This is a genomic window from Flavobacterium sp. AJR, from assembly GCF_002156885.1.
GTDB lineage: Bacteria > Bacteroidota > Bacteroidia > Flavobacteriales > Flavobacteriaceae > Flavobacterium.
The window spans coordinates 1-16,556 of record NZ_NCWQ01000091.1; the positions used below are offsets into that span (position 1 = coordinate 1).

At 31.1% G+C, this 16,556-nt stretch carries 12 protein-coding genes; 1 reads left to right on the top strand and 11 read right to left on the bottom strand.

Annotated elements, in window-relative coordinates:
* The coding region (locus B8T70_RS19865) for a SprB repeat-containing protein (protein WP_207621548.1) at nt 1-3,931 on the bottom strand (3,931 nt) is incomplete at its 3' end.
* Nucleotides 3,932-4,155: 224 nt separating this feature from the next.
* Between B8T70_RS19865 and B8T70_RS19870 the strand changes: the two genes are divergently transcribed.
* Nucleotides 4,156-5,886 (top strand): tetratricopeptide repeat protein, encoded by a 1,731-nt coding sequence (locus B8T70_RS19870; protein ID WP_086895971.1) that lies wholly within the window; start codon nt 4,156-4,158, stop codon nt 5,884-5,886.
* 8 nt (nt 5,887-5,894) lie between these two features.
* On the opposite strand, the gene B8T70_RS19875 is transcribed toward B8T70_RS19870, so the two are convergent.
* The 10 genes from B8T70_RS19875 to B8T70_RS19920 all read right to left on the bottom strand — a co-directional run bounded on the left by B8T70_RS19875 (nt 5,895) and on the right by B8T70_RS19920 (nt 16,449).
* A complete protein-coding gene (locus B8T70_RS19875; protein ID WP_086895972.1) occupies nt 5,895-6,806 on the bottom strand; it encodes a GNAT family N-acetyltransferase in 912 nt (303 codons plus the stop codon).
* Nucleotides 6,807-6,939: 133 nt separating this feature from the next.
* Nucleotides 6,940-8,943 carry a hypothetical protein gene (locus tag B8T70_RS19880; protein WP_086895973.1) on the bottom strand — a complete coding sequence of 668 codons (2,004 nt, stop codon included), beginning with the start codon at nt 8,941-8,943 and terminating at the stop codon, nt 6,940-6,942.
* A gap of 50 nt (nt 8,944-8,993) precedes the next feature.
* A complete protein-coding gene (locus B8T70_RS19885; protein WP_086895974.1) occupies nt 8,994-10,214 on the bottom strand; it encodes a glycoside hydrolase family 27 protein in 1,221 nt (406 codons plus the stop codon).
* A gap of 458 nt (nt 10,215-10,672) precedes the next feature.
* Nucleotides 10,673-11,107, bottom strand: coding sequence for a response regulator (locus tag B8T70_RS19890; RefSeq protein ID WP_086895975.1), 435 nt, complete (start codon nt 11,105-11,107; stop codon nt 10,673-10,675).
* Nucleotides 11,108-11,120: 13 nt separating this feature from the next.
* Nucleotides 11,121-12,407, bottom strand: coding sequence for a HAMP domain-containing sensor histidine kinase (locus B8T70_RS19895; protein ID WP_086895976.1), 1,287 nt, complete (start codon nt 12,405-12,407; stop codon nt 11,121-11,123).
* Nucleotides 12,408-13,014: 607 nt separating this feature from the next.
* Nucleotides 13,015-13,353 carry a hypothetical protein gene (locus B8T70_RS19900; protein ID WP_086895977.1) on the bottom strand — a complete coding sequence of 113 codons (339 nt, stop codon included), beginning with the start codon at nt 13,351-13,353 and terminating at the stop codon, nt 13,015-13,017.
* Between the two features lie 196 nt (nt 13,354-13,549).
* Nucleotides 13,550-13,906, bottom strand: a complete 357-nt coding sequence (locus B8T70_RS19905; protein ID WP_086895978.1) for a hypothetical protein — start codon at nt 13,904-13,906, stop codon at nt 13,550-13,552.
* Between the two features lie 86 nt (nt 13,907-13,992).
* A complete protein-coding gene (locus tag B8T70_RS19910; RefSeq protein ID WP_086895979.1) occupies nt 13,993-14,523 on the bottom strand; it encodes a hypothetical protein in 531 nt (176 codons plus the stop codon).
* A 153-nt stretch (nt 14,524-14,676) separates the two neighbouring features.
* Nucleotides 14,677-15,015 carry a hypothetical protein gene (locus B8T70_RS19915; protein WP_123912133.1) on the bottom strand — a complete coding sequence of 113 codons (339 nt, stop codon included), beginning with the start codon at nt 15,013-15,015 and terminating at the stop codon, nt 14,677-14,679.
* Between the two features lie 222 nt (nt 15,016-15,237).
* Entirely contained in the window at nt 15,238-16,449 is a 1,212-nt protein-coding gene (locus B8T70_RS19920) for a PQQ-binding-like beta-propeller repeat protein (protein ID WP_086895981.1), read from the bottom strand.
* Nucleotides 16,450-16,556 lie beyond the last annotated feature (107 nt).

Genomic DNA, 16,556 nt, shown 5'->3' on the forward strand with positions numbered 1-16,556 from the left:
TATCTATTTGCGTAGCATTAATAGTTGCATTTCCTGTAACATCAAGTTGAACAGTTATACTTTTTGTAATAACAGTTGGAGCTATTTTATCTTCGACAGTTACTGTAGCAATTTCTGATGCTGAATTCCCATTAACATCGGTAACAGTTAGTGTTACTGTATTTACTCCAACATTTGTACAATCGAAAGTGGTTTTATCTAATATCATGCTATCAATACCACAAACATCACTTGAACCATTATCGATATCAGCTGTGCTTATAATGGCGCTTCCTGTGGCATCAAGCTGAGCTGTTATATTTTTTGTTATAACAGTTGGAGCTGTTTTATCTTCGATAGTTACTATTGCAGTTTCTGATGCTGAATTTCCATTTATATCTTTTACGGTAAGTGTTACTGTATTTACTCCAACATTTGTACAATCGAAAGTGGTTTTATCTAATATCATGCTATCAATACCACAAACATCACTTGAACCATTATCGATATCAGCTGCGATTATAATGGCGTTTCCTGTTGCATCAAGCTGAACTACTATATTCTGAGTCACAACAGTTGGAGCTATTCTATCTTCGATAGTTACTGTTGCCGTTTCTGATGCTGAATTTCCATTTTTATCTTTTACGGTAAGTGTTACTGTGTTTACTCCAATATTAGTACAATCAAAAGCTGTTTTATCGAGTACCATTGTATCGATACCACAAGCATCATTAGAACCATTATTAATCAGCGCTGGAATTATTGCTGCGTTTCCTGTAGCATCAAGTTGAACAGTTATACTTTTTGTAATAACAGTTGGAGCTATTTTATCTTCGATAGTAACTATTGCTGTTTCTGAGGCTGAATTTCCATGTCTATCAGTAACGGTTAGTGCTACCGTGTTTGCTCCAATATTAGTACAATCGAAAGTGGTTTTATCTAATATCATGCTATCAATTCCACAATTATCTGTAGAACCATTATTGATATCGGCTGCAGATATAATAGCGTTTCCTGTGGCATCAAGCTGAAGAGTTATGTTTTTTGTTATAACAGTTGGAGCTGTTTTATCTTCGATAGTTACTGTAGCCGTTTCTGATGCTGAATTTCCATTAACATCGGTAACGGTTAGTCTCACTGTGTTTACTCCAATATTAGTACAATCAAAAAAGGCCTTATCGAGTATCATCATACTACCACCACAAATATCATTAGATCCATTGTCTATATCCGTAGCGTTAATACTTGCTTTTCCTGCAGCATCAAGCTGAACTGTTATGTTTTTGGTTACAACATTTGGTTTTATTTTATCTTCGACAGTTACTATTGCAATTCCGGTTGCCGAATTTCCATGTCTATCAGTTACTGTAAGCGTTACCGTATTTGTTCCAACATTCCTACAATGAAAAACAGTTTTATCGAGTGTCATACTGTCAATACCACAAGCATCGTTCGAGCCATTATCAATATGAATGGGTGTAATAGTTGCACTTCCTGTTGCATCAAGCTGAACGGTTATATTTTGGGTTACAACAGTTGGGGCTATTTTATCTTCGACAGTTATTGTTCGTAATGTTGAAGTTAAATTTCCGCTTTTATCTTTTATCGTAAATATTACCGTATTGGGTCCAATATTGCTACAATTAAAAGTTGTTTTATCAAGTAGCAGCTCAACAATACCACAATTATCATAAGAACCATTGTCTATTTGCGTAGCATTAATTGTTACATTTCCACTAGCATCTAGCGGAACAATTATATTTTGAGCTATAGCGGTTGGGACTATTATATCTTCGATAGTTACTGTTGCAATTTCAGATGTTGAATTTCCATTTTTATCTTTTACGGTAAGTGTTACTGTGTTTATTCCAATATTAGTACAATCGAAAGTGGTTTTATCTAATATCATGCTATCAATACCACAATTATCACTTGATCCATTATTTATTTGACCGGCAGTTATAATAGCTTTTCCTCTAGCATCAAGCTGAACGGTTATATTTTGGGTTACAACAGTTGGGGCTATTTTATCTTCGACAGTTACTGTTCTTATTGTTGAAGTTAAATTTCCGCTTTTATCTTTTATCATAAATATCACCACATTGGGTCCAACATTGCTACAATTAAAAGTTGTTTTATCAAGTACCATCTCAACAATACCACAATTATCATAAGAACCATTGTCTATTTGCGTAGCATTAATTGTTACATTTCCACTAGCATCTAGCGGAACAATTATATTTTGAGCTATAGCGGTTGGGACTATTATATCTTCGACTATTATAGTTGCATTTTCTGTAGTGCTGCAATCTTTTTCATCTGTTACAGTTACAATATAAGTACCAGGTAACAATCCTGTGGCTGTGGCTGTAGTTTGCTCAGGAATGGTGTTCCAACTATATTTATAGACTCCAGTTCCGCCCGTTACACCAACTGTTGCTTCTCCATTAGCATGTGTACTACAATCTGCATTTATTTGGGTATCGATTGTAGCAACAAGTTCATCTGGTTCTGTTATTGTAAAATTTTGAGTTGCCGTTTCGTTATTACTATCGGTTACTGTTACGACATAATTCCCTGGGCTAAGATTTGTTGCGCTTGTACCATTTCCGCCTGACGGTGACCATGAATAAGTATAAGTAGGTGTACCACCTAAAGTAGTAACCGAAGCTGAACCATCGTTTTTTCCGTTACATGAAACATTATCTTCGGATGCTTTAGTTAATTTAAGTATATCGGGCGTGGTAAATGGAGAATGGAATATTGTTGAATAAGAGGAACCTCCATCTTCTGTAACGAAATAAAAGTCATAAGATGTATTAAGCGTGAGTCCTGTAATTGGATATGATTTTTGTGTATTGGCTATAAGAGCCGAAGTGCCACTTGCTGCAACATTTACACCTCCATAATTTACCCCGCTTTTTATTTCAGCTATTGTAGGTCGTGGCGATCCAGCAGGAACAACTACATAATAACCTGTTACATCGGTTTGTGATAACGTTTTAAAAACTGCCGATGTATATTTTATATCTGTTAATGTTCCACTTGCATTAGCGATATCTTTAATTATTTCTTCTAATTCTACAACTTTACCCGCAGCATAATACCACTTAAATTCATCACTCTCTCCTACCGCAAGATCATTTAATCTAACAAAAAAACCATAAGAACCATCAGTGGCTCCACTACTAATAACACTTGTATTTGGGTTTTGATTAATTACATAGTTCCATTGGCAACATATCTGAATAATAGTATTGGCACGATCAGAATTTGAAAAAATTATAACTCCTTCTTCTCCCGAAAAAAGTTTAAGCGCTTTAGCACGATCACTACTTGTAGTTAAAGGAACAAAAGCATCACCAACTATATTTCCTCTTGTTTTTAGCGGGTTGTCATTAGTCCCGATAAAATCATCTTTTGTCCCTGACCAATATCTTACATTACTTACTGGAGCTGTACCTATATTCTTAATTTTTACATTAATTATGATAAAACTTGAGTTTTGTTCTAATGTATATGTGTTTTCGACCTCTAATAAAGATCCATTAATTGTAATATTTCCTTTGGAAACAATAGTACCATAACCTTTTGGCGACGTAGTAGTTATAAACTTTGAATAATCAATCGTTTGGCTTGTTAAGGTTCCATTAATCGACGAAAATCCATTTGTATTCCATTCACCAGAACCATCCCCATCAATATAATAGGCATTATCAAAAGGATAATCCTGATAAGTAAGCTTTGCCCATAATGATGATGTAGAATTAAAATAAAAAGGTTGCTGTAAATTTCCCGCAGGATTTACAGAGTTTTCTGCTCCTGTACCAAAACGAAGTATATCATTGTCTAATACCTTTTGTGCGGAAACTTTGTTTAGTAAAATAAATAACATGCATATGACTATATATGACTGTTTTGACATTACTTTATCAAAGTATTTTTTTTTCATAATTGATTTGATTTATTGCCTGAAACGGCTCTCTGAAGTGTGCGCAAAACTAATCTAGAAAGGATTCTTATTATAAAATATGGGGTGGACAAATGGGGGACAAATGATGTATTCGTCTTTAAAAACCTTATAAATAGTCATTTATAGCATATCTATTTTATACTAAATATTACTTCTCATGGATTCATATTTTTGTATTTTAGCAAATCAATGATTCCTTACGCATGGCTTATATTATAAAAAGAACAGGAATTCTATTCACTGTTTTTATTTTTACTTTTTTATCTAAATCATATTCACAAACGCTAACAATTCCGTTACAAGATTCACGTGAAAATATTGAGCGCATCATTCTACAGGAGAAAGATTTTCAAAAAGACTCTGTACAATTAAAAAAGTTTTTGGCTCCTTTACTCCAATCTTCGAGTAAGAAATATAATATTCTGTACTATGCCTTGCTGGCAAATGGCTATTCTAGTTTTTTTGATAAAACAAATTCTCTAAGCGATACTTATTACTTACTTTCTATCCAAAAAGCAAAAGACATAAATGATCCTTCGCTGGTAATCTGGACAGAAATGAATTATTCTAAATACCTGTATTATTACAGAGAAATAGACAAGCTTATCCCAACTTTATTAAAAACGATTGATGCCACAGAAAGCATAAATCCCAACAAAATGATTCTTCCAGGAGAAACTTTTAAAATTTTTGGTTGGATAATGACTACCATTGATGATGAAGACTTGGCTGTGAAATTTTTAAAGAAGTCCTTACATTATACTAAGACTAATTCTCCAGAATATGCAAGTGTTTTAAATGCCATAGGAGTATATTATTTTAAAGAAAAAAACTTTCCTGCGGCAATGTATTATTTTGATAAAACCATTGCTGTCTCTTTACCTATTAGTGATAATATACGCTATGCAAAAGCACTTGGTGACAAAGCGCTCATTTATGAAAAAAAGGGAGATTATAAAACTGCTCTTGAGCTTTTGCAAAAAGATATCGATTATTCAGAAAAGTATAAAGACGAGAAAAACAGCATGTATGCCTCTATTTTAATGGCTAAAATTCTTTTAAAAGAACAAGATACATCCAGAGCAAATGCATTATTACAAAAAGCCGAAAAAATTGCTTTGTCTAAACCTTATTACAATAATTCTTTAAAAGATATTATCGAATTAAAACTGAATGTATTAAACGGGAAAGATCCTGAAAAAGAATTATCATTAAGACGTGAACTTAAAAAAATAGAAGAATCTTTACTTAAAACAGATGGCGAAACTGCTTTAACAAGGGCAAATTGGTTTGTACAGAAAGCCAAATATGAAAATAGGGTCAAGAATACACAACTGCAATATGAACACGAAAGTAAGATGAAGAATATCTATATACTGCTTGTTATTTTGGCGATTTTATTATCAATTTCTATCTTCTTCTCTTTTAAGAAAAGACTGAAAAATAACAGCTTAGAATATGATAAAAAGATAATAGATCATAAAATAGAAAAAAGAAACTACGAGAAAAAACTTAATGATGCAAACCTGGATCTTGATGCACACATTAAATTTTTACACAATAAAAATATTCAGATTTCTAAATTAAAACTAGAACTCGAAAATATAAAACAATCTCCATCTTATCATATAGAAAAAGGAAAACTACAGGAATTATTGGACTCTCATTTAATGACAGATGAAAACTGGAATACTTTTAAACGAGAATTTAAAAAAGAATACAATGGTTTTTATGAAGCTTTAATGAAGGATTTTCCGGAGTTAAAGGATTCTAATCTAAAAATTATAATGCTCCAAAAATTGCGATTCAGTAATTCCGAAATTGCAAGTTTGCTCGGTATTACATTAGATGCCGTAAAAAAGAGCAAACAACGCTTGAAGAAAAAACTTGGAGATAAACACAATCTATTATTTGAGATAATCGATATGTCGTAATTGTAATATTATGTATGAGATAATATCGGAATCATCAGTTTTTGGTTATTGAATAAATCTTCTAATTCTGGTGAAACAAACAACGTTAGGTCTTCCTCTTTATGAATTGTATAATTATAATCTGCGTTTAAGGGACTGAATCCAAATAGTACTGTATCAATCTCCGGCGTTGCTAAAGCAAGAATTACATCTTCTATATTTTGTTCTTCCATCTGAAAAAACTGAAGTATAGTCATGGTGTTTTCCTCTTTTTGTACAATGGCAATTGTATTTAAGGATTCGATATAATATATAGAATCTTTAAAACCAAAATCGGGATAAGCATAGCAATAAAAAAAAGTCAACCCCAGATTTTTAGTATCGAATGATGAAGTTGGTATTGAATTCTTTACATACATTTCTAATAATTTTCGTTGATTAGAATCGTCCAGATTTAGTTTTGTCACATGATGACTGCTTTCTCTAAACACTATAGGCGCACTCGCTTGAAATTCTTGTACTGCTGAAAAATTAAACTTAGGATAAAAGTCCAAAACAGAATCATTGGCAAATAGAAACATTCCGCTTACTTTTTCCTTATAATCTTGCAAAATTCTTTCCATCAAATAACGTGACAATCCTTGTTTTTGATAATCAGGACGAGTCATTACCGTTCCTAATTGAGCCAAAACAATAGACTCGTTTCCAACAATAGTTTCAAATGTACTTACTGTAGTGTGAGAAACTATCTGGTCATCAATAAATAAAGAATAAATGATACAGTTATCGTCCCAATATCCGGATTTGTAATAATTTTCAAAGTCAAATCCCCATACTTCATTTGTAAGTTGATTAAACTTTTTACGCAGATTATCGTCAGATTCGTATTGAATATATAATGTAAATACTTGTTTGTTAAGGGTAATATTTTCTGTCTGCATTTCTCTTTTTTTCAAAATTACAGAATTATTTCATTTTCTGCCTCTTTACTTTTTCCTTTTATTTCGAAAAAACAGAAGAATATTATATTTAATATATACTAAATAAACACTTTATATAAGGACATTCAATAACCTATTTATCAAATAATACCTTAATAGTACCTCCTTCATTAATAACCTTATCTAACCATATTTTTTTCTTATCCGAGATTGTAATTTTTAATTTTTTGTTTACTCTTTTCACAACAATATCAAAGTCTTGCCCAAATGCATGAATATTACGCAATCCCATTTCTGGCCATGATATTGGAAGACGAGGTGTAAAATCAAAGCCTTTTAAACTCGTTGGGCGAATACCAAACAATCCTTCGGTAAAAACTCTACAATATAAACCACTTTCTGCTGAAAGATGACGCTGATTTCCTTCAGGATAAGCTTCTACAGGATAAGGAACATGATCTCCTAATAAACGACGCGTGGAGTAATAATGCAAAAAATCTATTGCTTTTTCGGTTTCACCAGCAGCCAAAACGCCTCTTAAAGCATATAAAGTCGATCTGTCCCAAAAGGTTTTATCACCCGAAAGGCTTGCTAACCCATCTTGAGTCCATAGTTTAGGTGAAAATAATGCTGCAATAGTTCCTTCTTTTCTATTATAAATACCCATCGTTAATGGGGTGCATATCCATGCACGTAAAACATCATTTTCTTTATAGTATTTATAGGTCTGATACCCATCGATAGTAGAACCAAAATATTTTTCGATTGCTGATTTTAAGTTTTTTTCCTGAGTTTTATAAGTTGCAAGTTGTGCTTCCTTTTTCCCTAAAGTAGCTCCTAAATATATTGCTGAATTTAGCGCGTCATAATACAATGATGATGTGTTAAGATTTGCTTTTCCAGCAGGGAAACGCCCTTCTAGTTCATCTGAATCTGAGGTAACAACACCTTCTGTATTTAGTTTTAAATTGCAATATTCAAGACACCATTCTATCAATGGCCATAATTGTTTGGCTTCGTCAATATTACCTTTTGCAAGAGCATAACGTGCAGCTCCATAAGCAATCATAGCAGCATCTCCCCGATCCCCTGCTCCATCCCAAATATCTGTACCCTCGGCAACAATCGAACTTGGAATTGGTTTGTATTCTTTATTAATAAATCGGGCAAAATGAAGATAAGCGTTCAGAGATGCTTTATCGCCATAATCATATCCTAAAAAAGGAAAAAATGGTCCTATATACTCTGCTTCATCATTTGCCCAAATTGCAGCATAATACGCTTCTCCGCCCGGTCCATGCATTGGTCCGCCTTTGGTTTCAAATATACTTTCGGCTGCCCTTAATTTTGCAAAAGCAAATTCAGTATTCAATATAGTATCAGGTGTTTCTAAAACCAATTTATTCGATAATTCTTTAACCAATTCCAGACGCTTCATTTTCTCATTTTCAGCATTCAGTTCTGGTAACAATTCATTAGATTTTCCAGCAAAATAAAGAACCGAAAAGCTAATTATATCATTTGGTTTTAGATTAAAATAACCATCATTTAAAACTTTAGATTGAATAGTATAACTTCCTTCAGTTCCATTTATTGGGTCTGTATTATAAATGGTATTCGATTTTGGAATTTCTACAGTATATCCTTTTCCAGAAATATTTTTGATAGTATATATTTCGCAATAACTTGCCTCTGTCGTTGTTGGAAAATATTGTCGGGTTAACTCAAGTGTTTTACCAACTTTACTTTTTACTAATAATGTTCCGTTGAGGGTAATCGAAACTACTTTTTCGTTCTCGATAGCCTTATTGTTAACTGTTACCAGTTTTAGATGATCTTGTGCAAACCTGCGGGTAAGACTCGCGTGAGTATTGTTTGGGATTGTCCTTAACATAGGCCATACCAAACTTCGGGTTACATGAAAAGAACTATCTGCAGCAACTCCATATCTAATTACAGAGGAAATTTTCTTTCCGCTCATCTCAATATGGTCTTCATGAGGTATATTATTGATGTTCCATGAGATAGCTCCATCGGTAGTAATTTGCCAGCGGTTATTTTGTTGAGCAAATGATTTACCAGATATAAAGCAAAGTATAATGATTATGACTTGTTTTTTTGTAAATGCAGTATTCATCAATTGAATTAAAGTTTTAGAATTGTCTTATTTGTTTTTTTTATAGAAAATTATGCTTTGCTTAATCGATACATCAAAACACCGTGAGGTGCTATAGTTTCTTTTAATGTTTTGGTAGTTGTCCCTGTATTTTTTTTACTCCAAACATCAAATAAGTTGTATACATTCTTATTATCCAAAGTATATTTATAAATAGTATCTACAATGTTTTCTTTACTCCAATCAAAACTTACAGACTTAGATTCGGTTTTACGATTTATAAAGCAAATAGCCCAATCTCCGTTTTTAAGAGGTTTACACCAAACTTGCAAACCGTCTTTATCTAGATATCTAAATCCTTGTATTCCTAATTCATCCTGATCAATATTCAGCACCTCTTTGTTAGTAAGAATCTCCAGAGTTTGTTTAGACATCTTTCGGATATCATTACCTGCAATTAATGGTGCAGCCATCATGCTCCAAAGAGAAAAATGAGCTTTATCTTCATCATAAGTCATTCCGTTACCTACTTCGAGCATATCGGGATCATTCCAATGTCCAGGACCTGAATATTTACGAAGATTAGACTGCAAATCTGCAATATGCATCACACTTAGAGAATTCCAGGTTCCTTCATCATGCACCGAATCAAAAATTTGATAGATATCTTCGGTAGTACGCCATAACTGACCAACTCCTTCGCCCCATTCCCACGGTTTGTTTACTCCCCACTCACAAATACTAAATACAATAGGCCTTCCTGTTTTATTCAAGGCATTACTCATAGTAGTATAAGCTTCCTTGGCATTTATACCCGTAGCAAAACACCAATCGTATTTTAAAAAATCAATTTCCCACGCAGCATAATTCCTCGCATCTTGGTATTCATAACCGCGTGTTCCTGGATATTTCTGGCAGGTTAACGTTCCTGCACAATTATACAATCCAAATTTTAATCCTTTAGAATGAACGTAATCGGCAACGATTTTTATACCATTGGGAAACTTTTTAGGATCAGGCACCAGATTACCTTGATTATCTCTTTCCATCGCCATCCACCCATCATCAAGAACTAAATAAATATAACCCGCATCCTTCATTCCTGAGGAAACCATAATATCGGCAGTTTCCATTACCATTTTTTCGTTAATATCAGTATGAAAAGTATTCCAGCTATTCCATCCCATTGGTGGTGTCAACAACAAATGATCTGTTTTTTGTGCATTTAATTGTGTACAAAAAATTACAATAGCCATTAAAAACAAATTCTTTACTTTTAGATATCTCCTCATTTTTTAAGTTTACTTTTTTAAGCAAACCTACATGCAATCTAAATTTAAGGCATATAGTATATTAGCTTTAAATTATACTATTTTATCTGATTTTTAATTTTTTGGAATGAAGAAATAATAAAACAATTCACAAATCATTTTATCATTGATTAGAGAGATATTGGAAAATTAACTTGAAGAGTAATACCTAATAATTAAAAAGTATCTGTTATAAACCAAATTTATATTTCGTCAAATTTATATTCTAGAAAACAGTGTCTTTATATAGTTATCAATCAATATCTTAAGATTAAAACACTTAAATCATATGATACGACAAAAGATAAAAACTATTGGTTTTAATCAAACCCTGATTGCTGTATTATTCTTAATACTATTTCATACAGCGGTTTTTGCAATACCCAAAGATACCCTTGCTTATAATGGTTTTGGTTACCTCACACTTTATAAACCTAGGATTATATAAATTGTTTTTTTAATGAAAACTCAAGTTTTATAAGTTCAAATTTATCTCTATCGAGTGGTTTGTTAAGAAAACGGATTACCGATGGAATATTTTCTACACGTTTAAGATCATCAGGATGTGTAGAAGAAGTAATCATTATGATAAAACAATTTCTTTTTATTATTTCGGAGAATTTTATGTATTCCTCCAGAAATTCAAAACCATTCATTCCAGGCATATTGATATCAAGGAAGATCAGCTGAGGGAGTAAATCAGGCGTACTTTCTAATGAAAGAAGGTATTCGAGAGCATCTGGTGCTGAATCTAATAAAACAATTTCTTCGGCAAAACAATACTTCTCTGCCATACGATTGGCAATATAGCGATCTGTTGCGTTATCATCTACAACGAGAATTTTTTTAAACGGTGGTGTTGTTGTCTGTTCCATAGATTAAGTTAATTTACTTGTTTGGAATTTTAATAGCAAAGGTGGTTCCTTGGCCAATTTCAGATTGAACTTTTATATTTCCATTGAGTTTATTTATTGCTTCTTTTACAATATAAAGTCCAAGACCCGAACCAACTGATTCTTGAGATACGCGATAAAACATATCGAATATTTTTGAGTGTAATTCTTTATTAATACCAATACCATTATCCTGCACAATGATATTAGTCTCGATATTAGAAGTTACTATTTTAATATTTATAAATGGGTTTGAAATTTGTGCGTTTTGATACCGAATTGAATTCGAAATAAGATTATTTAAAATTGTAACCAAACGATTTTTATCAGAGTACACAGGAGTGTCACCAATTATATCTACTTTAAAACCAACCCTCCTATTGCTATCTCCCATGAATTTTAAATTTTGGGTTACATCATCAAGAAGTTCATTAAAGTTTATTTTTTCCTTATGAACTTCCATGCGTGAATTACGAGAATAAACAAGGATATCGGAAATAAAGCTATCGAGTTTTTTAGCATTTTCTTTTAACATCTGGAGATGTCCCAGCATTAATTCTTCGGCGGTATCATCCTGTGCAATTTCAATAAGACCTAACATTGAATTTAAAGGAGCACGCAAATCATGCGAAGTACTGTATACAAAACGATCCAGTTCGTAATTTGCGGTTTTTAATTCTTGATTCTCAATTTCACGCTTTCTAAATGTTTGATTGATATGTGCTTCACTATATTTTTTAAATTGATAAGCCCATAATCCGCAAAGGCCAAAAATAGTTGTTGCCAATATTATATGAATAATAAAGGTTTGCAACGACATATAATCTAACTGAGTAAAAAAAACATTGCTAACCCCTTTATATTGCAAATAACCAAACAGTGCATGATGAAATATTACAACTAATGTAAGCGGTATTTGTAGTTTCCAGTTTTGATAAGTAATAAGTATTGCACTTGCTACAAATGCTGTAAAATGCATTTCGAACATACCATGCATTTGATAAATGTATTGACACATAAAAATACCTAATATCGTACTGAGTACGTACTGATAAAAGTCTGATTCTGGCAAAGCAAATTTTGAAGAATAATAAGCAACAAGTAGTAAACTGCCTACTCCTATTGCTATTTGCCATGTATCATAATAAAAGGCCAGTAATAAACCGACAATGAAAAAAATTAAAAGAAAATAATTAATCAAATTATCAGATTTTCTTTTAATTGCCAAAAGGAATTCTTGAATATGTATCGACTGCTCTATATCTTCTATTTTTTGCTTCATACTATTTTTGCGATTTGGTAATTCACATTTGAACGTTTTTAAGGCAAAGGTAAATAGGTTTAAAAAGTGTATGAAAAGGAGGTTAATCCTTTAAAATTAATATCCCTTTCTGGTATGACAACTTTATGTAGGTTAGAGAAAGTGATATGTTGTAATGTTGATAAAAAGTTTCAACTTAAGAACGGAATAAAACAACTTTTTTACTTCAAGCTTTTGCAAGTGAGTTTGCTGAGAATAAGTTTATAAAGTAAAAAACCATATAAACTTTAGCTAATTTATGAAAAAAATAGCAAAGTAAGATTTTGTTTGTTATAATATACTTGAAAATTATGAAGAGAGCTTATTAAAATAAATTAACAGCTTTAAAATTATACTTGATTAACCCAGAGTAAAACTGACATTGAAGAGATATTTTAAAGGTTTGATTTTATCTCTGGGATTTTCGCCTAAATAAACTTCTTAACTTTCTTTTACATTATAGTAAAATACAGTTAAAGTGTGAACTATAAATCTGATACAATATCTAAAATATCTTTCAAAAGTTTTATTACTTCACCGTATTCAACTTTCATTTCAAGAAAAAATTTAGAAAGAGTAAAAACTAAACTTATACCCAATCTAGTGTGAATTCTAAAACATAATGGATTAATGTAATTATTCCGCTTAAAATAATAATGGCTAAAATCCTTGCAATATTTTGATTTAGTTTAGTTTGTATTTTTCTTTTAATATAGTATAAATCGATTAATACAAATGGAATAAAGGAAACCAATCCAATAAATCCACCTATCCAAATTATTATAAATCCATATAGTGCATTAAATATGGAAAAGAAACTTGTTGCATCAATAGGTTTTCCTAATTCAATTCTCATCCATACCATTCCTGAAAGTATACTTAAAAGAAGCCATATTACGTATTTGATAATTGTTATTGTAACTTTCATTCACAATAATTATGGTTTATATACAAAACGGCAACTCCACATAACTCTACTCTCACAAACCCTTTCATAAATCTACTTTTTCCGTATTCTGAGTTAACACCTGAATGTATATCATAGGTTTGTCAATAAATACTTTATTAGTTTAAATTCAATGAGGTGCATAAAATTTGCTAAATACCTGCATGTTTTATTTTAATCAGAGTCCTAAAAATCTACTTATAAAAGATTGTGGATTATCATGATCTTGAAATATCGCGCACAAAACAAACCAATAAACTATTGCTAAAACTACCGCAAATAGAATAATTAGTAGCAAAGAAAGCAGCCATTTATTCTTTACTTTTCTAATTAAAAAATAAATTATCAAAAAAGAAAAAGTAGGAATAAATGCTCCAGCAAGCCCAATGTAAATTGCAATATCTATCAATACTCTCATAGACATAGAAGACATATGAGACAAAAGATGATCTGATACATACCAATAGGTTATCCCAATTGTTGAAATAATCAAGATTAAAATGCTATAGAGAATGAGTTTGTAAGTAGTTTTCATAATTATTTATTTTCTATGCAAAATTTTTACCCGAGCTAAATAAACTTCTTGATTTTTCTTCTACGTTATAACAAAATACAATCAAATTATGAATTTGATTCAATATCTAAAATACCTTTCAAAGGTTTTATTATTTCACCATATTCAACTAATAAATATATTGTCGTTGCAATTAAAAAAGCGGCTAATATAGATATTGATTTAATAGCCATTAACTTTTTTTTACTAGAGTTAAAATTCTTCTCTAAAAAATAATTTACAGTCAAAAACAATATAGCTGCGATTAAACCAATAGGTATAAATGCAACTATACCATACAAATAGTTGTCATTAAAGATTCCGAAAAATAAAATAGAAATATGAGGAAATATACTGGGTACAAAAAATAGATATAATAAAAACTTCATTTTATCTCTGATAGACTTACCCTTTTTTAGACTATAATCAATTCCTAAATACAGCATAACTAAGCCTAACGGAATAAGGATATCAAAACGACAATTAAATGGAAATGGAGAGTTAACTAATGAACAAATAAATACAAAACTTACTGGTAGTACAATAAAAACGTATAAAGTTGCAATACTATATAACGCAACTCTAGAAAACTCCTTCATAATTTACTTTTTTGAATAACCTATTTTTACACCTGAACTGAATGAGCTTTTCAATCCTATTTCAACCTCTCTCAAATACTAAATATGGGAGAGATTATTGCGATGACTTTACAAACGTATTTATCTCTAATGCAACTTTCGTGAAAACTAAACTTATATCCAATTTAGGCCGAATTCTAAAACATAATGAATTAATGTAATTATTCCACTTAAAATAATAATGGCTAAAATCCTTGCAATATTTTGATTTAGTTTAGTTTGTATTTTTCTTTTAATATAGTATAAGTCGATTAATACAAATGGAATAAAGGAAACCAATCCAAGAAATCCACCTATCCAAATTATTATGTATCCATATAGTGCATTAAAGATGGAAAAAAAACTTGTCGCTTCAATAGGCTCTCCTAGTTCTATTCTCATCCATACCATTCCTGAGAATATACTTAAAAGAAAACATATTATATATTTAATAATTGTTATTGTAACTTTCATTCTCAATAATTATGGTTTAATATAACGAATTATTATTATTTTTTAAACAAACACATTGTTTTTAATATAAAAAAGTCCTTTTAGATATAATGAAGTCTTTGTACTTGGACAAAATAAACTTCTTAATTTTCTTTTACTTTAGTAACCTTATTAAAGGTATTCCAATCTTAATTTTATTTCGACAAAAGATTATTAATACTGAGAGAGCTTCCCTCCTCTTTTTTATCGAACTAATTGTATATATGCGCTATAGATATCGTCCTTAAGAGAAGTTCGCATATAATATACGTTTTCTTCTTTATCTTTTAAATTATATTGAATTAAACCCGCATCACAATAATAATAAAACAAGTTGTCATCATCAGGAAATTCAATATTAGAAACAGGTATACTTGTTAATTTTATTTCGAGTAATAATTTACCATCCGTTAAGTCTAGTTTAAAAAGTTTTCCTTTACGAGTATATCCCCAAAGTTCATTATTTTGCTCAGTTATATATTCGATATTGTCCCCTTTAAAATCAGTTTTCCATATCTGAGTTCCTGTTTTTGAATCAACAGCATATACAGACGAAACTGTGGAACCTTGTGCGGCAAAATATACTTTTTTGTCTTGGCAAAATATACGTTCCTTGATATTGTATTGATTTTCCTCTAATTTAAATTGCCATAAAACATCTAGTTTATTCGGAGTTAAGGCAAAAAGCACGTCTTTTTCATTTGCTATAAACACATTTTCGTCATCTGTTACAGGTTTTCCAGTCATAGCTACTTCAAAACTTTTTTGGTTAAGAACTTTTCCTGTATTTGCATCAAAACTATAGACATTCGATGCACTTTGAGTGAAAATTTTATTATCAAAAAAGAGTACTGGAATATCGTTATTTGGAGAATCTAACTTGTAGCTCCATGATAAACTACCATCTTTTATATTAAGAGCGTATAGGTTACTACTTTCATCTTGATTTTGACCGGTTATATACAGTTTTCCTCCATTTATAATCGGAGTTTGATCTTTTAGAATAATTTTATCTGTAATGTTACCTAACCTTGATTTCCAAAAAGGATCACCAGTTTCGTTATCTATTGCAAAAATTTCACCGTTTATAAATGGAACGTATATAACTCCATCATGTATAGTTACTTTATTTGCACACATTTCAGTATTAGCATCTGTAGGTTTTACAGTCCAATTAACATCTTCGGAGTCAAAATCATATGAAAAAATAGTACCGTCGTAATCATAAAGTAAGATTGCTTCTTCATCTAATGTTACTTTTTGAAGCGGACTTATAACCTTATTAGTGACTGCTTCGTTAGGAGATAACTTATCATTAGAGTAATTCGTTTTATCAGGTTTTGAAGTAGTTGTAATTTGCCCAAACATATTTATGACAGTAAATACAAATAAAATAGTTATTAGTTTTTGTTTCATTTTTGTTTCAGATTGTAATGTTTTATTTGGTTTTTGCATTTTATTCTTAAATATATTTAGTGCAAACAAATATAAACGAAAAAAGCTTCAGATTTCTCTGAAGCTTT